The organism is Ectopseudomonas alcaliphila (assembly GCF_900101755.1).
Taxonomy (GTDB): Bacteria; Pseudomonadota; Gammaproteobacteria; order Pseudomonadales; family Pseudomonadaceae; genus Aquipseudomonas; species Aquipseudomonas alcaliphila.
Window position 1 is genome coordinate 164767 of sequence record NZ_FNAE01000001.1, and the last position, 16949, is coordinate 181715.

Consider the following 16949-nt stretch of genomic DNA (forward strand, 5'->3'; position numbering starts at 1 on the left):
GCCCCCACCATTCGCCGCGAGGCGCGGCTCCTACACGGATGGGCGGTCAATACTTGCGCCTTCCGGTCGCCTCCAGCGCCAGCAACCGCATATCGGCCTCGGCCAACAGCGCCAGGCGCTCGCCCTTGTCCAGGCGTTTCCAGCCTTTGATTTCCTCACGGCTACGACCGCAGCCCAGGCAGATATCGCGCTCGAACTCGCAGACCTTGATACAGGGGCTCTTGCTCATGACGGCACCTTGCGCAAATGGGATCGAATGCAGGCAAGGATAAAGACAACAGCCTCCCAGGCGGGATTGAGGAATTCCATGACCCCGATTTAAAGAGGCAAACCGCACGCAGCACGTCCTTCTATCTGAAGCATGAAAGCGAAAGGTCACACGCTTTTCTGCTCCATCCAACGCTCACTGCCAACAGCTCCAAGCAATCAGAACCGATAGGACATGCCAATCGACAATGTCTGAGTCTTGAATTGCGCAGAACTCTTCAACGTATTGGCGAATACAGGGAAGACAGGGTTGGTTACGGTGTAAGAGGTATCCACCTTGCCGTAGTCGGCATATAGATAATCCCCTCTGATCGACCAATTTTCGTTCAACGCATACTCACCACCCAAGCCGACAATCCAGCCCAGTTTGGTCTCCTTGGTAGAATTGCCACCCCTAGCACCTACTCCGAGAAAATCGTCACTGAACGCTGCATCCAGCTGAATCCGGGCGACTGCAGCACCGCCTGTCAGATACACCAGCCAACGGTCCTGCGCCCAGCCCAGACGGGCACGCATCGTCGCCTGCCAATCAGCCTTCACGGACAACTCCTGAGTGAACGCCCCCGCTGCATTTGAGAGATAGACCGCACCAGAAGTACGCGTTTCGTCGAAACCTAGCGTATTGGCACTGGCTTCGAGTCCCAGATACAGGTTGCCGAACTGCCGTCCAAAACCACCGAATATCCCACCGGAAAGACTTGAGTGGGAAAGAGAGCCGTCGGCCTCCCCGGCAATCTGCTGAGGATCTGGCGGCGTGAAGTAGGAGCCTGGGAAACCATCTGCTGTAGAGGCATCGGTAGTTGCACGACTCTCCACCACCCCGACGCTGCCACCCAAATAAGCGCCGGACCAATCGCGCACAGCGCCTGTTTGGGCCTGGGCGCAGGTTGCGACGCTGATCAGGCCAAAAATACCCAAAGCCCCAACAGTGAATGTGCGCATTTCCATCTCCCTATCATTGTTATTGGATACCGCCGAAAGAGACGTCGATTACAAACAGCAGTCGTTGTAGCAATCGACACCACCATGCCAAAGGCAATCTATCCCGCCGCACTCAATGCAATGACTCGTCGGCATCCTGATCGACGACATGCGCCTCGTCCTGCTCATCGTCGGCATCGTCGGCCAGGCGCAGATCATCGAAATCGGTCTTGAGCCCTTGTTCCATGTCGTCCAGCTCGGCCAGCAGGCTGCGGAAGCTGGTTTCTTCGCGAGGTTCGGCAGCTTCGCCGTCTTCCTGCAAGGCCAGGTCGGCACGCGCCTGCAGGCCTGCCGGCACCTCGGCATCGTCATCCAGCGCCAACTCGGGCTCCGGTTCCAACTCACGCAGGGCGGCCAAGGGCGGCAGTTCGTCGAGGCTCTTCAGGTTGAAATGATCGAGAAAGCCTTTGGTGGTGGCGAACATCGCCGGGCGTCCCGGCACGTCGCGATAGCCCACCACGCGAATCCATTCACGCTCGAGCAGGGTCTTGGTGATGTTGCTGTTGACCGCCACGCCGCGCACGTCCTCGATCTCGCCACGCGTGATCGGCTGGCGGTAGGCGATCAGCGCAAGGGTTTCCAGCAGCGCACGGGAATAACGCTGCGGGCGCTCTTCCCATAGCCTGCCAACCCAGGGCGCGAAGCGCTCGCGTACCTGCAGGCGGTAGCCCGAGGCCACCTCCTTCAGCTCGAAGGCGCGGCCCTCGCAAGAGCGCGCCAGGATGCTCAGCGCATCACGAAAGACACCGATGTCAGGGCGCTCGGCCTCCTCGAACAGCTCGCACAGGCGTTCCAGGGACATAGGCTTGCCCGACGCCAGGAGCAGGCCTTCGAGCACGGTGGCAAGCTGATGCGGATCGGACAGCGTCATCGTCTGGCAAACCTGGAGCAATGAATGGAAAGGGCCGCATTGGACGCGGCCTTGCAGTCTAGCAAATGCCTAAAGCCGCTTCAGGCCTGATTGATCTCGTGCCCCTCGATGATCTCCGCAACCAGCAACTGGTCCGGTCCATCGAGGAAATACTCCTCGGCCAGCGGCGCACGCAGGCGCATGAAAGCCGTCTCGCCGATCTGCATGGTGTGTCCGGGCGCCATCTGCGCACCGCTCTGCAGCAGGTAGCTCATCACCTGGTCGAACAGCTCCGAGTAACGCTCGCCCTCATGATGCCCTTCAGCCAGCACGGCCAGGTCGGGGATACCGAACACGCCGCCGCCATAGGTGCGCATCCAGGTGCCCTGCACGCCCTCGACGTCGTATTTGACGAAGCCACAGTACAGCGCGGTCAGCGGCAGGTTACGCAACACCTCCAGACTTTCTCGCACCAGCCCCGGGTCATTGAAGATCGCCGCTGGCAAGGATGTTCTGCCACTTTCGTTGAGCACGGCGATGGCGCCGAATTGCGCCAGTGCACCGGCCACCGCCGCCAGCACCACGTATTGCTCCAGCGGGTCGCTGTCGTGGCCCGCGTAATACAGCAGGATATGGCTGGCGTTCGCGCGCACTTCGTCCTTGAGTGCTTGCGGGTAATGCGCCGGAGCGACGCAGGCCTCGACCGACTCCGCCGGAAAGGGCGCATCGAAGCCCACCAGCCGAACCACGTGAGCGCCCCATCCTGCCAGCGCGAAGAACTGCTCGACCTCGTCGGAGACCTCGCAACTCGCCTCGGCCATTTCCGGGTGATAGGCCCGCAAGGCACTGATCAGCCCATCCTGGGTCACCTGCAGCGCAGCGGGGAACAACACCTGCAGGCTCACTCGCCCCTCGCACTCGGGATTGGCGACCAAACCGGTCAGCTCTGCCGTGTCGTCGTCCTTGCGACCGAAGAAACGCGAAAAAATACTCACCTGAAACTCCCTTTAAAAAATGCTCCCAGAGACTGCTCACCCTATTGTGGAGACGGTTGCGACTCCTCCACTTCCTGCTCGATACGAGCTCGAACATGGATGGCGGCAAACGGCGCATTCTGCACCAGTTCGACCAGCGATTCCTTGATCAACTCGAGAATTGCCATGAAGGTCACCACCACGCCTAGCCGGCCTTCTTCAGCGGCGAACAACTCGACGAAAGGCACGAACGCCCCACCCTTGAGGCGCTCCAGCACTTCACTCATGCGCTCGCGGGTGGACAGTGCCTCGCGGGTAACCTGGTGGCTTTCGAACATGTCGGCGCGACGCAGCACCTCGGCCATCGACAGCAGCACCTCTTCCAGACTGACATCCGGCAACAGCTTGCGCGCCCGGGCTTCGGGAGCATCCAGTTTTGGGACGGTCACATCGCGACCAACGCGCGGCAGTTCGTCGATACCTTCGGCAGCGGCCTTGAAGCGCTCGTACTCCTGCAGACGGCGGATCAGCTCGGCACGCGGGTCGTCTTCTTCCTCCTCGGCCTCGGACGAGCGCGGCAGCAGCATGCGCGACTTGATCTCGGCGAGCATGGCGGCCATGACCAGGTATTCGGCGGCCAACTCCAGACGCACCGTATGCATGAGTTCGACATAGCCCATGTACTGCTTGGTGATCTCGGCAACGGGAATATCGAGGATGTCGATGTTCTGCTTACGAATCAGATACAGCAGCAGGTCCAGCGGCCCCTCGAAGGCTTCGAGGAAGACTTCCAGGGCATCCGGGGGAATGTAAAGATCCAGCGGCAGCTCGGTGACCGCCTCGCCATAAACCAGGGCGAACGGCAGCTCCTGCTGGGCGCCGGCCTGGCTGTCCACCGTTGGCGTGGCGGGCTCACTCATCGACTGGCGCTCCTTCAACGATAATTCAGGCCCATGGCCATGCGTACTTCGGCCAGGGTTTCGCGCGCTTCGTCACGCGCGCGCTCGGCGCCTTCGGCGAGGATGCTGCGCACCAGGTCGGGGTTTTCCTCATAGTCGACGGCCCGCTGCTGCAGGGGCGTCAGCTCAGCCTGCAAGGACGAGCACAGTGCGCTCTTGCAGTCGAGGCAACCAATCGAGGCGCTACGGCAGCCCTCGATCACCCAATGCAGTTGCTCGGCACTGGAATGCAACTGATGCAGCGACCAGACCGGGCAACGCTGCGGCTCACCCGGATCGTCACGGTGTACGCGTGCCGGATCGGTGGGCATGCGACGCAGTTTTTCTTCGAGCTCGGCATCGCTGTCGCGCAGGAATATCGCGTTGCCGCTGGACTTGGCCATCTTCTGGCCATCCAGGCCAGGCACCCGCGAAAACTCGGCAAGAATCGGCTGCGGCTCGCTCAGAATCACCTTGCCGCCGCCTTCCAGATAGCCGTACAGGCGCTCCTGATCGCCGAGGGTGATGCTGGTCTGTTCCTTGAGCAAGGCCCGCGCCGTCTCCAGCGCCTGGGCATCTCCCTGCTCCTGATAGGCCTTGCGCAGGTTGCTGTAGAGCTTGCCCACCTTCTTGCCCAGCTTGCCGATGGCCGCTTCGGCCTTCAGCTCGAAATCCGGCTCGCTGCCGTACAGGTGGTTGAAGCGGCGCGCCACTTCACGGGCAAATTCGATGTGCGGAAGCTGATCAGCGCCGACTGGCACCTGTCCGGCCCGGTACAGAAGGATGTCTGCAGCCTGCAGCAGCGGATAGCCGAGAAAACCGTAGGTGGAGAGGTCCTTGCCACCCTGATGCTCCTGCTGCTCCTTATACGACGGCACGCGCTCGAGCCAGCTGAGCGGGCAGATCATCGACAGCAGCAGATGCAGCTCGGCATGTTCCGGCACCTGCGACTGCACGAACAGCGTTGCGGAGCTGGGGCTTACGCCTGTAGCCAGCCAATCCACCGCCATATCCATGACGTGCTGGGAAAGCTGGCCGGTATCGGCGTATTCGGTGGTCAGGGCATGCCAGTCGACGATGCAGAAGAAGCAGTCGTACTCGTGCTGCAACTTGACCCAGTTTTTCAGTACACCGTGGTAGTGCCCGAGGTGAAGACGACCGCTCGGACGCATCCCTGACAGCACCCGACGCTCGGAGTCGTTAAGGCTCAAACCGTTCTATCCAAAATCCAGACAAGGCCAAGGAGTATAGGGTAGCTGCGCCCACAACGGAAAAGCCGGCGTCAGGGTTGTTCTGAAAAAGCGATTTATCGTCACTCCCGCGAAGCGGGAGTCCAGGTCATTCGAAGGGTCCGGATGCCCGCCTGCGTGGGCATGACGGCTTTTTTCGGTGTTACCTCAAAGATCGTCGAACGGCGTCGGGTCGCCGCAGCCAACGCGCAGAACTTCCGGGCTGTCGTCAGCAAGATTGACCACGGTGGACGCCTCCAGCCCGCCAAAACCGCCGTCTATGATCAGGTCGACATGGTGCTCGAGAATCTGGCGCATTTCGTAGGGGTCGGACATCGGCAGCTCGTCGTCCGGCATGATCAGACTGACGCTCATGAGCGGCTCGCCCAACTGCTCCAGCAACGCCAGGGCAATCGGGTGGCTGGGCACGCGAATGCCGATGGTGCGACGCTTGGGGTGCAGCAACATGCGCGGCACTTCGCGGGTGGCGTTGAGGATGAAGGTGTAAGGGCCCGGGGTGTGATTCTTCAACAGACGGAAGGCCGCCGTGTCGACCTTGGCGAACAGGCCGATCTGCGAAAGATCCCGGCAGACCAGGGTGAAGTTGTGCTTGTCGTCCAGCTGCCGCAGGCGACGAATGCGCTCTACCGCATTCTTGTCACCGATCATGCAGCCCAGCGCATAGGAGGAGTCGGTCGGATAGACCACCACGCCGCCGCCACGAATGATTTCCACGGCCTGTTTTATCAGGCGTGCCTGTGGGTTTTCCGGGTGAACCTGGAAAAATTGACTCACACTTGCTCCCAGCTCATGAAGTGACAGCGGATGGCTGTGCATGTTCGAAGCGCTCCCAGAGCGCAGTCAGGTCATCAGGCAACGGGCGGTACATGCCCAACTCAGACCAGTCGCCAGGCGCATGAAAATCGCTGCCGACACTGGCCATCAAACCAAACTCGCGCGCCAGAATGGCCAAACCACCGACTTGCTCGGCGGGCTGCATGCCATTGACCACTTCCAGGGCATGGCCACCGGCTGCCGCGAAGTCGGCCACCAGACGTCGACGCTTACTGCGAGTGAAGTCGTACTGCCACGGATGCGCAAGACTGATCCAGGCGCTGGCTGAGCGCAAGGTGGCGACAGTTTCTTCCAGCATAGGCCAATGCTGCTTGACGTCACCCAGCTTGCCCGAGCCCAACCATTTGCGAAACGCCTCGGCGCGATCGCGCACGTGACCAGCGCGCACCAGAAATTCGGCGAAATGCGGTCGGGCCGGCGCGTTGCCACTGTCGCCCAGTGCCTGCTGAACCGCCCGCGCGCCCTCCAGAGCGCCAGGCATACCTTTGGCCGCCAGACGTCGGTCGATCTCTTGCGCACGCTGCCAGCGCCCATGGTGCAGGGCCTCGATGGCCGCACACAGCGCCGGCGCCTCGCGCTCGAAGGCATAACCCAATACGTGGATGGTCGCTCCACCCCAGGTGCAGGACAGCTCGATGCCATTGATCAGCTGCATATCCAGAGCCGTCGCTGCGCGGCGTGCTTCATCGAGGCCTTCCAGCGTGTCATGATCGGTCAACGCCAGCAGCCGAACGCCACGTTCGTGCGCCCTGGCCACCAGTACGGCGGGCGCCAGGGCGCCATCGGAGGCGGTGCTGTGGCAGTGCAGATCGACAATCATGGCGGCGCTTTCGTTGAGATTGATGTTTGTTATTATGCCCCACATTAGCGCCAAGCAGGCCGTTGAAAAACGTAGGCGAGGCAGCCAGTGCAATACCGATGGCGGCCCCACAAAAACAGGCGAAAAAGCGGAGTTTACGAGTTGTAAATGAGCATTTTGAGCCTGTTTTTAACGCAGCAATGGCAACGTAGGTAGTTTTTCAACAGCCTGCTAGGCAGTCGCCGTGTGGCGCAAATACTTCATCCCCCCGCTTCGACCCTAGATAAGGACTGAGATGCTCTACGCCATCATCGCCACCGACGTCGAAAACTCCCTGGAAAATCGCCTGGCCACCCGCCCCGCTCACCTCGCTCGTCTGGAGCAGCTGAAGCACGAAGGCCGCCTGCTGCTGGCCGGCCCACACCCGGCCATCGACAGCAATGATCCGGGCCCGGCGGGCTTCAGCGGCAGCCTGGTGGTTGCCGAGTTCGATTCCCTGGAAGCTGCCCAGCAGTGGGCCGACGCCGACCCGTACCGCGCAGCCGGCGTGTATGCCAGCGTGTTGGTCAAACCCTTCAAGAAAGTGCTGCCCTGACGAAACGCCACCCACGCTGCTTTCGCACACAAGGAATCGCGATGCGCTCGATCCCGCTGTCCCTGCTGGTCACCGTGATGCTGGCTTGTGCTTTGGTACAGGCAGAAGAAGAACCCGCTCAGCCGTCCGCCCCTGCAGCCGCGACCAACAGTCAGGCGCTGGAGCAGCGCCTGGCGCAAAGCGAGCAACTGCGCAACGAGCAGCAAGCGAGCAGCGCCGTACAGCTACAACGCCTGCGCCAGGAAAATCAGCGCCTGCGCTTGCAGCTCAAGGAAAGCCAGGCGCAGGCTCAACCCCGGCTACTCAGCGAGGAACAGACCTGGTTCGCCCTTGGCGCCGCCCTGAGTCTGATCTCGATGGTGTTCGGCGCCCTGCTGCGTGGTTCTCGCAAGACCCGTCGCGAATGGATCAATTGAGCCATGAGCCGACTGCTGCTGATCGATGACGACCAGGAACTCTGCGAGCTGCTGGCCAGCTGGCTGACCCAGGAGGGCTTTCAGGTGACCGCTTGCCATGAGGCCGGCGGTGCCCGTCAGGCACTCGCCGCACAGGCGCCCGACGCCGTGGTGCTGGATGTAATGCTGCCGGACGGCAGCGGCCTGGAGTTGCTCAAGCAACTACGAGGTGAGCATCCGGACCTGCCGGTACTGATGCTCTCCGCCCGCGGCGAACCGCTGGATCGCATCCTCGGCCTGGAGCTGGGCGCCGATGATTACCTGGCCAAACCCTGCGACCCGCGCGAGCTGACCGCACGCCTGCGTGCCGTGCTGCGCCGCACCGCACCGGCCCCGGCCAGCAGCCAGCTGGAACTGGGCGACCTCAACTTCAGCCCCAACCGCGGAGTGGTCAGCATTGGCGAGCATGACGTCCCCCTGACGCTTTCCGAAAGCCGCCTGCTCGAAGCCCTGCTGCGCCAACCGGGTGAGCCGGTGGACAAACAGGCATTGGCGCAACTCGCCCTGGGCCGCAAATTGACCCTGTACGACCGCAGCCTGGACATGCACGTCAGCAACCTGCGCAAGAAGCTCGGACCGCACCCGGACGGCCGCCCTCGCATTCTCGCCCTGCGCAGCCGCGGCTATTACTACGCGCTGTAAGCGCTTTTGCCGGCGCTAGGTAAATAGCCTGCAACACCGCCTTTACCCAAGCTTTACCCACGCCTGACTGCCCTTGACCTTGACCGCCGCATACTGAGCCCATCCGGTCGTTACCGGTTTCGAGACAAGGAGAATCACCATGCGCAAGACCCTCACCGCCCTACTGCTCGCCGCTGCCCTGCCGACCCTGGCCTTCGCCATGCCTATGCAAGACGGCGGCCCTCGCCACCATGACCGCAGCCACGGCATGTTCAAGGAGCTGAACCTGAGCAAGGAACAGCGCCAGGAGTTTCGCAAACTGATGGGCGAGCAGATGAAGGCCCATCGCGACATCACCAAGCGCTACCTGGACAAGTTGCCGGAAGCCGAGAAGCAGGCCATGAAGAAGGAGCTGGACAAGGCCCGCGCCGACCAGCACAAGGCCCTGCGTGACCTGCTCAACCCCGAGCAGCAGAAAGCCTTCGACGAACACCAGAAGAAAATGGAAGCTCGCCGCGCGGAAATGGCCGAATTCAAGGCCTGGAAGGCCGAGAAGGACAGCAAAACCAACTGATCGACACCCCCTAGACCCGCCGCCGCGCTCCCTGAGCCCGGCGGCTTTTGCATGAGGAATCACCGTGCGTTCACTGTTCTGGCGGATTCTGGCGACTTTCTGGCTGGGCATCGCACTGGTGGCCGGTCTGTCGTTGCTGCTCGGCCGCGCCCTGAATCAGGACGCCTGGATTCTGAGCCTGCACCCGGGCCTTGGCGATCTCGATAGCAAGTGGGTCAAGCACTATGAACAGCAGGGACCGGCAGCCGCCCAGGACTTTCTCGAGCGACGCAAACGCCAATACCGCATCGATACCCAGGTACTCGGCGAAAGCGGCCAGCAACTGGTCAAAGGCACCTTTCCGTCGCGCGCCGCCGCTTTCGAGGCGCGCCATGGCGATGACCGTCGCCTGCCCTGGCGCCGCCTGACGGCCGAATACACCAGCCCGGAAAGCGGCGAAAGCTATCTGTTCATTTACCGCATCCCGCATCCGGAGCTGGCAGCCTGGCACCGCGGCAGCCTGTTCTGGCCACTTAGCGCCATCGCCATCGCCCTGGTGGTACTGACACTGTTCAGCCTGATGCTGACGCTGACGATCACCCGCCCACTGGATCGCCTGCGCGGCGCCGTGCATGACCTTGGCCAAACCGCCTATCAGCAGAACAGCCTGGCCCGCCTGGCCACGCGCCGAGACGAGCTGGGCCTGCTGGCCAAGGATTTCAATCGCATGGGTGAGCGCCTGCAGGGGTTGATCGGCAGCCAGCGCCAGCTGCTGCGCGATGTCTCCCACGAACTGCGTTCACCTCTGGCACGCCTGCGTATTGCACTGGCCCTGGCAGAGCGCGCCGATGCCGCCGAGCGTGACAAGCTCTGGCCTCGCCTGAGTCAGGAGTGTGATCGACTGGAAGCGCTGATCAGCGAAATTCTTGCCCTGGCCCGCCTGGACGCCGAACCGGGCGCCGCCCAGCCGGTCGACCTGGATGCCCTGCTCGGCAACCTGCAGGAAGACGCGCGCCTGACCGCACCGCAACAACAGCTGCAGATCGATCTCGACCCACGTGCACGCCTGGAAGGCTGGCCAGACATGTTGGAGCGTGCGCTGGATAACCTGCTGCGCAATGCTTTGCGCTTCAGCCCAGCGGATCAACCTGTCCTCATCAGCGTGCAAAGCCAAGGGCAAAGCGTAACGCTGAGCGTGCGCGACCATGGCCCTGGGGTGGCCAATGAACACCTGCAGCAGTTGGGCAAGCCCTTCTTCCGCGCGCCGGGTCAGAGCGGCCCCGGCCATGGCCTCGGCCTGGCCATCGCGCGCCGGGCGGCGCAGCGTCATGGTGGTGAACTGCTGCTGAACAACCACCCGGAAGGCGGTTTCATCGCCACGCTCCGCCTGCCGGCAAAACAGCAGACCAGCTGAATCGACGCTCGATCAGCCCTCCCAGGCGCTGACGAAATCCTCGACGCTGAGCTCAGGGGCGCGCCGCAACTCACGCTCCGGTGTGCCAAGGTAGAGGTAGGCGATGATCTGCTCGTCCGCCGCCAGGCCCAAACCTTTGGCCACATGGGCGTTGTAGGCCATGTCGCCGGTACGCCAGACGGCACCGATACCCTGAGCATGCGCGGCCAGCAGCATGCCGTGAGTAGCACAGCCGGCAGCGATCACCTGCTCGGAGGCGGGCACCTTGGGATGAGCCTGAACCCGCGCGATCACCACCACCAGCAGCGGTGCGCGCAGTGGCATGCCACGCACCTTGTTCAGCGCCTCCAGCGGAGTCTGCGCATCGGCGACCTGCAAGGCCTCGGCGAACAGCTCACCCATGCGCTCACGCGCCTGCCCCTCGACCGTCAGAAACCGCCAGGGACGTAGCTGGCCATGATCAGGCGCACGCAAGGCTGCGCGAAACAGCAGGTCACGCTGCCCCGCATCCGGAGCCGGTTCGACCAGGCGCGGAACGGAAACACGGTTGAGCAGAGCGTCGAGAGCCTCCATCGGCCACCTCCAAAAACAAAGATGGCGCATTCTCAATGCTGCAAGCTGCTAGCTGCAAGCTGACCAATGCACGGAGCGGATGTCAGAAGCCTGTCAAACCGTGGCCCGGATGCAACACGGGGCTTGCTGGCCCCGGATTGCATCCGGGCTACACGCCAGCCTGCAGCCGCCGTCAGGCTACGCGGTCAGGCGATATCACCGGTTGTACTGGCGGCGTCAGCGGCGGCAGACCGTAAGCCTTGCGCGCATCGTCACAACGCGGATTGTGCTCACCGTTCGCCCATGACGCTTCGAACTCGCGGCAACTGCTCGAACGCTGTTCGTACATGGTGCAACGCACACCACAACCGACGTCGCCCAGCAGTTGCGTGCAACGTGCCGGCTTGCTCTCGGTGCCGCGCATGGCGACGTAGTGGGGGCTGATCTGGATGACCTGCTCGTCCGGAACGCTACCGCCCGCGGACTGGCACTCGCCCCAGAAGAAGGACACACGAAAAAACGCGCAGCAGGCGCCGCACGTAAGGCAGGGATTGGCTTCGGACATTTGAGGAGAACTCGGAAACCGACGGACGTCGGCAACTGGCGGCTATTCTATGCTCGGCAATGCGCTTGTAAAGCCCCCAACCGTTACGGTTTACAGCCGCCCGTCCGCGGGTAGAATGGCGCACTTTTACAACACGCCAGAGCCCTCTACATGGCCTTGCCGACGCTGCGCATCATCGGTTTCATCATCGGCATATTCCTGATTACCCTGGCGATCAGCATGGCCATCCCCATGCTGACCCTGCTGATCTTCGAGCAGCCGGAAGATCTCAATGCCTTTCTCTGGTCCAGCCTGATCACCCTGGGCGCCGGGCTCGCGCTGGTGATTCCCGGCCGTCCGCAAAACGCCCAACTGCGCCCGCGTGACATGTACCTGCTGACGACCGGAAGCTGGACCCTGGTTTGCGGTTTCGCCGCTCTGCCGATGATGCTGATCGCGCACATCAGTTACACCGATGCCGTCTTCGAGACCATGTCAGGCATCACCACTACCGGCTCGACCGTACTGACCGGGCTGGACAACATGTCGCCCGGCATTCTGATCTGGCGTTCGATGCTGCAATGGCTGGGTGGCATCGGCTTCATCGGCATGGCCGTGGCGATTCTGCCGCTGCTGCGCGTCGGCGGCATGCGCCTGTTCCAGACCGAATCTTCGGATTGGGGCGAAAAGGTCATGCCGCGCTCGCACATGGCCGCCAAGTACCTGCTGCTGGTCTATCTGGCCCTCACCGGGTTCGGCTTCCTGGCCTACTGGGCCGCCGGCATGGCCCCTTTCGACGCGATCAACCACGCGATGACCTCGATCTCCACTGGCGGCTATTCCACCTCGGATTCGTCCCTGGCCAACTGGCAGCAACCGGCCGTGCATTGGACGGCAGTGGTGCTGATGCTGCTCGGTGGTATGCCATTCATGCTCTATGTCGCCTTCGTCCGCGGCAATCGCCAGGCGCTGTTCAAGGATCACCAGGTACGCGGCTTTATCGGTTTTCTGCTGCTGGCCTGGCTGGTGTTCGCCACCTGGCTGTGGATCAATTCGGACCACGCCTGGCTCGACGCCCTTCGCATCGTCGCGGTGAACGTCACCTCGGTGGTCACCACCACCGGCTTCGCCCTCGGTGACTACAGCAGCTGGGGCAGTTTCGCCGTGCTGCTGTTCTTCTATCTGACCTTCGTCGGCGGCTGTTCCGGCTCCACATCGGGCGGCCTGAAGATCTTCCGTTTCCAGGTCGCCTACGTGCTGCTCAAGGCCAACCTGATGCAACTGGTGCATCCGCGCGCGGTGATCAAGCAGCAGTACAACAACCACAATCTGGATGAAGAGATCGTCCGCTCGCTGATCACCTTCTCCTTCTTCTTCACCATCACCATCGGTGTGCTGGCCCTGGCCCTGACCCTGGTCGGCCTGGACTGGGTCACCGCACTGACCGGCGCCGCGACCGCCGTGTGCAACGTCGGTCCGGGTCTTGGCCCGATCATCGGCCCGGCCGGCAACTTCGCCAGCCTGCCGGACTCGGCCAAGTGGCTGCTCAGTGCCGGCATGCTGCTGGGCCGCCTGGAAATTCTGACCGTGCTGGTGCTGGTCACCCGCAGCTTCTGGAAACACTGACCAATGCCTCTGTCCAGCCTGCGCATCCTCGCCTTCATCAACGGCATCTTCCTCGTCACCCTGGCGCTGAGCATGCTGGTGCCGGTGATCACCCTGCTGATCTTCGAACAGCCGCAGGGCATCAATGCCTTTCTCTGGTCCAGCCTGATCACCGCACTCACCGGTATTGCCATGATCGCTCAGGGCAGGCCCCAGCAAACGAAACTGCGCCCACGCGACATGTACATGCTGACGGTGTCGAGCTGGGTGATGGTGTCGATCTTCGCCGCCTTGCCATTCCTCTTCGCCGAGCGCGCCAGTATCACCGACGCCTACTTCGAGAGCATGTCCGGCATCACCGCTACCGGCGCCACGGTATTCAGCGGCCTCGACGACATGTCCCCCGGCACGCTGATCTGGCGCTCGCTGCTGCACTGGCTGGGTGGCATCGGCTTTATCGGCATGGCCGTGGCGATCCTGCCGATCCTGCGCATCGGTGGCATGCGCCTGTTCCAGACCGAGTCGTCGGATCGCTCGGAAAAGGTCATGCCGCGCTCGCACATGGTCGCCAAGTACATGGTGCTGGCCTATGTCGGCCTCAGTGCCATAGCCGTGCTGGCCTTCTGGCTGGCAGGCATGGGCCTGTTCGACTCGATCAACCACGCCATGTCCGCCATCGCCACCGGCGGCTTTTCCACCTCGGACTCTTCACTGGGTAAATGGCAGGCACCGGCGATTCACTGGGTCGCGGTCATGGTCATGGTGCTTGGCAGCCTGCCCTTCGTGCTCTACGTCAGCGCCCTGCGCGGCAACTACCGCGCGCTGCTACGTGATGCTCAGGTGCACGGTTTCCTGCTGTTACTGGTGGGCAGCTGGGTGGTGCTGGCTAGCTGGAAATGGCTCACCAGCGACCTTTACTGGCTCGATGCGCTGCGTCTGGTCGCCGTGAATATCACCTCGATCATGACCACCACCGGCTTTGCCGTCGGCGATTATCACATGTGGGGCCCGTTCGCCAGCATGATGTTCTTCTACCTGGGCTTCGTCGGGGGCTGCTCCGGCTCCACCGCTGGCGGCCTGAAGATCTTCCGCTTACAGGTCGCCTACATCCTGCTCAAGGCCAACCTCAGGCAGCTCATTCACCCCCGCGCGGTGATCAAACAGCAGTACAACCGCCACCGCCTGGATGAAGACATCGTTCGCTCGATACTGGCTTTCGCCTTCTTCTACACCATCACCATCGCCACCCTGGCGCTGGCGGTGGCGATGTGCGGGGTGGACTGGATCACCGCCCTGACCGGCGCTGCAGCGACGGTCTCCGGCGTTGGCCCGGGTATGGGCGAGATGGTCGGCCCGGCCGGCAACTACGCCACCCTGCCCGACCTGGCCAAGTGGCTGCTGAGCTTTGGCATGCTGCTCGGGCGCCTGGAGATTCTCACCGTGCTGGTGTTGCTGTTCCCGGCCTTCTGGCGCCATTGAGCGAGGCGTGAAGCTCAGCCGACAAGCCCACGACGACTGCGGTATTCGCCCGGTGTTTCACCGAACCAGCGGCGAAACGCCCTGAAAAAGTTGCTCGGATCGGCAAACCCCAGCAGGTAGGCGACTTCCAGCAGCGTCAGGTCGACCTGACCAAGATACTGCTCGGCCAGCTCACGGCGGGTGTCGTCGAGCAGTTGCTGGTAGCTGGTGCCCTCCTCCTGCAGACGCCGCTGCAGGGTACGCTGCGACAGGTGCAGCGTTTGCGCCACCACCTCGCGACGCGGCTCGCCTTGGGGCAACAGGCGGCACAGCACCTGACGCGCCTGATGGGTGACACGACTGCTGCAGAAACGCGCCAGGTATTCGCCGGCAAAACGATCATGCAGCTGCGCCAGCGCCTCGTTGGCACTGGGCAATGGCGCCTCCAGATCGGCACGCTCGAAGATCAACCCATAGTGCTCGGCATTGAACTTCAGCGGCGCCTGAAACACCTGCTGGTAGGGCACCAGGTCGGCAGGCGCCGGGCCTTGCAGGCGAATTTCACGAGGGCGAATGGGCTTTCCGGTCATCCAGCGGCAAAACGCCAGACAGTAGGCCAGCGACGCCTCGGCGCTCTGCCGGGCAGGCGGCAGGCGGTCGCCATGAATGACCAGCGTCAGCGCGTAGCCGTCGGGCTGTGGCAGGAAATTCAGGTCCGCCCCTTCACCGATGATGCGCTGATAGCGCACCAGACGGGTGAAGCCGTCGCGCAGATTGCGACTGGACATCAGCGCATAGCCCACCACATGGAAGGACGCAGGACGCACCACCTGCGCCATGTTCAGGCCGATCGCAGGGTTGCCCGACAACGCCACGGCCCGCTGCCACAGCCGGGTCATGCCGTCCTGAGGGAAGCGCGCATCCGGATCGTTCAACGCGGCGTAATCCATGCCCAGCTCGGCGAACAGAGCGACGCAGTCGACGCCGCCCAGCTCCAGCGCCTGCACGATGGCCAAGGCCCAGTTGGATGATGTGGTTCTTTCGCTCATCGTCTTGTTCTTATGGTCGATCAGGCCAGCAAGGTCAGGGTTGGCGGCGCAAGGATACTAGACTGGCACCTTAAGTCAGTGGCCCACGGAGACAGCAGGTCTAGACTCGTGGGTGACAATAACAGGAGGTGCGCCATGACCGCCCAGACTACCGAACGCTACCAGAGCTTCGCCGAGTTCTACCCCTATTACCTGCAGGAGCACAGCAACCCCGTGTGCCGCCGCCTGCACTATGCAGGCAGCCTGCTGGTGCTGGCGATCCTCGCCTATGCCCTGCTCACACAGCAATGGCTATGGCTGCTGGCCATGCCGCTGGCCGGCTATGGCTTCGCCTGGGTCGGCCACTTCATTTTCGAAAAGAATCGGCCGGCCACCTTTCAGTATCCGCTATACAGCCTGATGGGCGACTGGGTGATGCTCAAGGATGCCTTTACCGGCCGCATCCGTTTCTGACGAGACGGATGCACGCCCGCCTACAGAACAACAAGAACGAGAAACCATGAACAGCCGCGCCCGCTTTACCCATATGCAAGACGGCCAGGCCGAGGACTGGGCCATCATCGCCCAGGACTTCGCCGCCTACGCCGCCCAGCTGCCTGCCCGCATCCTCGATCACCTGCGTCTGCTCGACGGCGATTTCGGCGGTTTTCCGGTCGACCGCCTGACCCACTCGCTGCAGACCGCCACCCGCGCCTATCACGACGGCCGCGACGAGGAATACGTGATCTGCGCGCTGCTGCATGACATCGGCGATACCCTCGGCAGCTACAACCACCCGGACATCGCCGCAGCCATCCTCAAGCCCTTCGTCAGTGCCGAGAACCACTGGATGGTGGAGAAACACGGCATCTTCCAGGGCTATTACTTCTTCCATCATCTGGGCATGGATCGTCACCTGCGCGAGCAGTTCAAGGATCACCCCCAGTACCAGGCGACCATCGAGTTCTGCGCCAAGTACGACGCGGCCGCCTTCGACCCTGACTATGAGAGCCTGCCACTGAGCTTTTTCGAGCCCATGCTGCAGCGCGTGTTCGCCCGGCCGAAGAACTCCATCTATCTGGCTGCTATGGAAAATACCGGCGCCTGACCGCTGGCCACTGTTACGCCACCGTTCGGCGGCCATGCTTGGCTGGCCGCCACCCCTTGGTTATGATCCCCGCCCAGCGAGCCTCTGGCTCAGGTCTTGCAGACCAGCCAGGCGTCCAGCAGA

Annotated in this window: 20 protein-coding genes; 9 read left to right on the plus strand and 11 right to left on the minus strand. The window is 62.6% G+C overall.

Annotation, left to right across the window (positions count from 1 at the left end):
- Positions 1–46: 46 nt before the first annotated feature.
- The 8 genes from BLR77_RS00765 to BLR77_RS00800 all read right to left on the minus strand — a co-directional run bounded on the left by BLR77_RS00765 (position 47) and on the right by BLR77_RS00800 (position 6914).
- Positions 47–229, minus strand: coding sequence for a DUF1289 domain-containing protein (locus BLR77_RS00765; protein ID WP_074674996.1), 183 nt, complete (start codon positions 227–229; stop codon positions 47–49).
- A 197-nt stretch (positions 230–426) separates the two neighbouring features.
- Positions 427–1209 carry an outer membrane protein gene (locus tag BLR77_RS00770; RefSeq protein WP_162274995.1) on the minus strand — a complete coding sequence of 261 codons (783 nt, stop codon included), beginning with the start codon at positions 1207–1209 and terminating at the stop codon, positions 427–429.
- Between the two features lie 112 nt (positions 1210–1321).
- Positions 1322–2119: an SMC-Scp complex subunit ScpB gene (gene scpB, locus BLR77_RS00775; RefSeq protein ID WP_074674998.1), complete on the minus strand. Its 798-nt coding sequence runs from the start codon at positions 2117–2119 to the stop codon at positions 1322–1324.
- Between the two features lie 80 nt (positions 2120–2199).
- Complete coding sequence (locus BLR77_RS00780) at positions 2200–3093, minus strand: DUF4261 domain-containing protein (protein ID WP_074674999.1); 894 nt, start codon at positions 3091–3093, stop codon at positions 2200–2202.
- 41 nt (positions 3094–3134) lie between these two features.
- Complete coding sequence (locus BLR77_RS00785) at positions 3135–3992, minus strand: segregation and condensation protein A (RefSeq protein ID WP_074675000.1); 858 nt, start codon at positions 3990–3992, stop codon at positions 3135–3137.
- A gap of 14 nt (positions 3993–4006) precedes the next feature.
- Entirely contained in the window at positions 4007–5221 is a 1215-nt protein-coding gene (locus tag BLR77_RS00790) for a tryptophan--tRNA ligase (protein ID WP_074675001.1), read from the minus strand.
- A 186-nt stretch (positions 5222–5407) separates the two neighbouring features.
- A complete protein-coding gene (locus BLR77_RS00795) occupies positions 5408–6034 on the minus strand; it encodes an L-threonylcarbamoyladenylate synthase (RefSeq protein ID WP_074675002.1) in 627 nt (208 codons plus the stop codon).
- Positions 6035–6047: 13 nt separating this feature from the next.
- Entirely contained in the window at positions 6048–6914 is an 867-nt protein-coding gene (locus BLR77_RS00800; protein ID WP_074675003.1) for a PHP domain-containing protein, read from the minus strand.
- Positions 6915–7188: 274 nt separating this feature from the next.
- Between BLR77_RS00800 and BLR77_RS00805 the strand changes: the two genes are divergently transcribed.
- From BLR77_RS00805 to BLR77_RS00825, 5 genes are all read left to right on the plus strand, one after another.
- Positions 7189–7488 carry a YciI family protein gene (locus BLR77_RS00805; RefSeq protein WP_074675004.1) on the plus strand — a complete coding sequence of 100 codons (300 nt, stop codon included), beginning with the start codon at positions 7189–7191 and terminating at the stop codon, positions 7486–7488.
- Positions 7489–7529: 41 nt separating this feature from the next.
- Positions 7530–7904: a translation initiation factor 2 (IF-2, GTPase) gene (locus tag BLR77_RS00810; protein ID WP_074675005.1), complete on the plus strand. Its 375-nt coding sequence runs from the start codon at positions 7530–7532 to the stop codon at positions 7902–7904.
- A 3-nt stretch (positions 7905–7907) separates the two neighbouring features.
- Positions 7908–8585, plus strand: coding sequence for a response regulator transcription factor (locus BLR77_RS00815; RefSeq protein ID WP_074675006.1), 678 nt, complete (start codon positions 7908–7910; stop codon positions 8583–8585).
- 139 nt (positions 8586–8724) lie between these two features.
- Complete coding sequence (locus BLR77_RS00820) at positions 8725–9138, plus strand: Spy/CpxP family protein refolding chaperone (protein WP_074675007.1); 414 nt, start codon at positions 8725–8727, stop codon at positions 9136–9138.
- Between the two features lie 64 nt (positions 9139–9202).
- Complete coding sequence (locus BLR77_RS00825) at positions 9203–10531, plus strand: sensor histidine kinase (protein ID WP_074675008.1); 1329 nt, start codon at positions 9203–9205, stop codon at positions 10529–10531.
- A gap of 12 nt (positions 10532–10543) precedes the next feature.
- On the opposite strand, the gene BLR77_RS00830 is transcribed toward BLR77_RS00825, so the two are convergent.
- Entirely contained in the window at positions 10544–11104 is a 561-nt protein-coding gene (locus BLR77_RS00830) for a nitroreductase family protein (RefSeq protein ID WP_074675009.1), read from the minus strand.
- Positions 11105–11276: 172 nt separating this feature from the next.
- Positions 11277–11648 (minus strand): YkgJ family cysteine cluster protein, encoded by a 372-nt coding sequence (locus BLR77_RS00835; protein WP_037002400.1) that lies wholly within the window; start codon positions 11646–11648, stop codon positions 11277–11279.
- Between the two features lie 150 nt (positions 11649–11798).
- Between BLR77_RS00835 and BLR77_RS00840 the strand changes: the two genes are divergently transcribed.
- Positions 11799–13253 (plus strand): TrkH family potassium uptake protein, encoded by a 1455-nt coding sequence (locus BLR77_RS00840; protein ID WP_074675010.1) that lies wholly within the window; start codon positions 11799–11801, stop codon positions 13251–13253.
- 3 nt (positions 13254–13256) lie between these two features.
- The gene (locus BLR77_RS00845; RefSeq protein WP_074675011.1) at positions 13257–14711 is read left to right on the plus strand and encodes a TrkH family potassium uptake protein; all 1455 of its coding nucleotides are present in this window, start codon (positions 13257–13259) and stop codon (positions 14709–14711) included.
- 14 nt (positions 14712–14725) lie between these two features.
- Here BLR77_RS00845 and BLR77_RS00850 read toward each other — a convergent pair whose 3' ends face one another.
- On the minus strand, positions 14726–15739 hold the full coding sequence (locus BLR77_RS00850; protein ID WP_074675012.1) for an AraC family transcriptional regulator: 1014 nt from the start codon (positions 15737–15739) through the stop codon (positions 14726–14728).
- 135 nt (positions 15740–15874) lie between these two features.
- On the opposite strand from BLR77_RS00850, the gene BLR77_RS00855 reads away from it, so the two are divergent.
- A complete protein-coding gene (locus tag BLR77_RS00855) occupies positions 15875–16192 on the plus strand; it encodes an Mpo1-like protein (protein WP_074675013.1) in 318 nt (105 codons plus the stop codon).
- Between the two features lie 46 nt (positions 16193–16238).
- Positions 16239–16826, plus strand: coding sequence for an HD domain-containing protein (locus BLR77_RS00860; protein ID WP_074675014.1), 588 nt, complete (start codon positions 16239–16241; stop codon positions 16824–16826).
- The last annotated feature ends 123 nt before the right edge of the window (positions 16827–16949 follow it).

Excerpts from the sequence above, each read along its gene's own strand:
- BLR77_RS00830 (WP_074675009.1), bottom strand. The coding sequence starts at position 11,104 with ATGGAGGCTCTCGACGCTCTGCTCAACCGTGTTTCCGTTCCGCGCCTG.
- BLR77_RS00835 (WP_037002400.1), bottom strand. The coding sequence starts at position 11,648 with ATGTCCGAAGCCAATCCCTGCCTTACGTGCGGCGCCTGCTGCGCGTTT.
- BLR77_RS00785 (WP_074675000.1), bottom strand. The coding sequence starts at position 3,992 with ATGAGTGAGCCCGCCACGCCAACGGTGGACAGCCAGGCCGGCGCCCAG.
- BLR77_RS00805 (WP_074675004.1), top strand. The coding sequence starts at position 7,189 with ATGCTCTACGCCATCATCGCCACCGACGTCGAAAACTCCCTGGAAAAT.
- BLR77_RS00810 (WP_074675005.1), top strand. The coding sequence starts at position 7,530 with ATGCGCTCGATCCCGCTGTCCCTGCTGGTCACCGTGATGCTGGCTTGT.
- BLR77_RS00850 (WP_074675012.1), bottom strand. The coding sequence starts at position 15,739 with ATGAGCGAAAGAACCACATCATCCAACTGGGCCTTGGCCATCGTGCAG.
- BLR77_RS00815 (WP_074675006.1), top strand. The coding sequence starts at position 7,908 with ATGAGCCGACTGCTGCTGATCGATGACGACCAGGAACTCTGCGAGCTG.
- BLR77_RS00820 (WP_074675007.1), top strand. The coding sequence starts at position 8,725 with ATGCGCAAGACCCTCACCGCCCTACTGCTCGCCGCTGCCCTGCCGACC.
- BLR77_RS00770 (WP_162274995.1), bottom strand. The coding sequence starts at position 1,209 with ATGCGCACATTCACTGTTGGGGCTTTGGGTATTTTTGGCCTGATCAGC.
- BLR77_RS00765 (WP_074674996.1), bottom strand. The coding sequence starts at position 229 with ATGAGCAAGAGCCCCTGTATCAAGGTCTGCGAGTTCGAGCGCGATATC.
- BLR77_RS00840 (WP_074675010.1), top strand. The coding sequence starts at position 11,799 with ATGGCCTTGCCGACGCTGCGCATCATCGGTTTCATCATCGGCATATTC.
- BLR77_RS00800 (WP_074675003.1), bottom strand. The coding sequence starts at position 6,914 with ATGATTGTCGATCTGCACTGCCACAGCACCGCCTCCGATGGCGCCCTG.
- BLR77_RS00855 (WP_074675013.1), top strand. The coding sequence starts at position 15,875 with ATGACCGCCCAGACTACCGAACGCTACCAGAGCTTCGCCGAGTTCTAC.
- BLR77_RS00845 (WP_074675011.1), top strand. The coding sequence starts at position 13,257 with ATGCCTCTGTCCAGCCTGCGCATCCTCGCCTTCATCAACGGCATCTTC.
- BLR77_RS00860 (WP_074675014.1), top strand. The coding sequence starts at position 16,239 with ATGAACAGCCGCGCCCGCTTTACCCATATGCAAGACGGCCAGGCCGAG.
- scpB (WP_074674998.1), bottom strand. The coding sequence starts at position 2,119 with ATGACGCTGTCCGATCCGCATCAGCTTGCCACCGTGCTCGAAGGCCTG.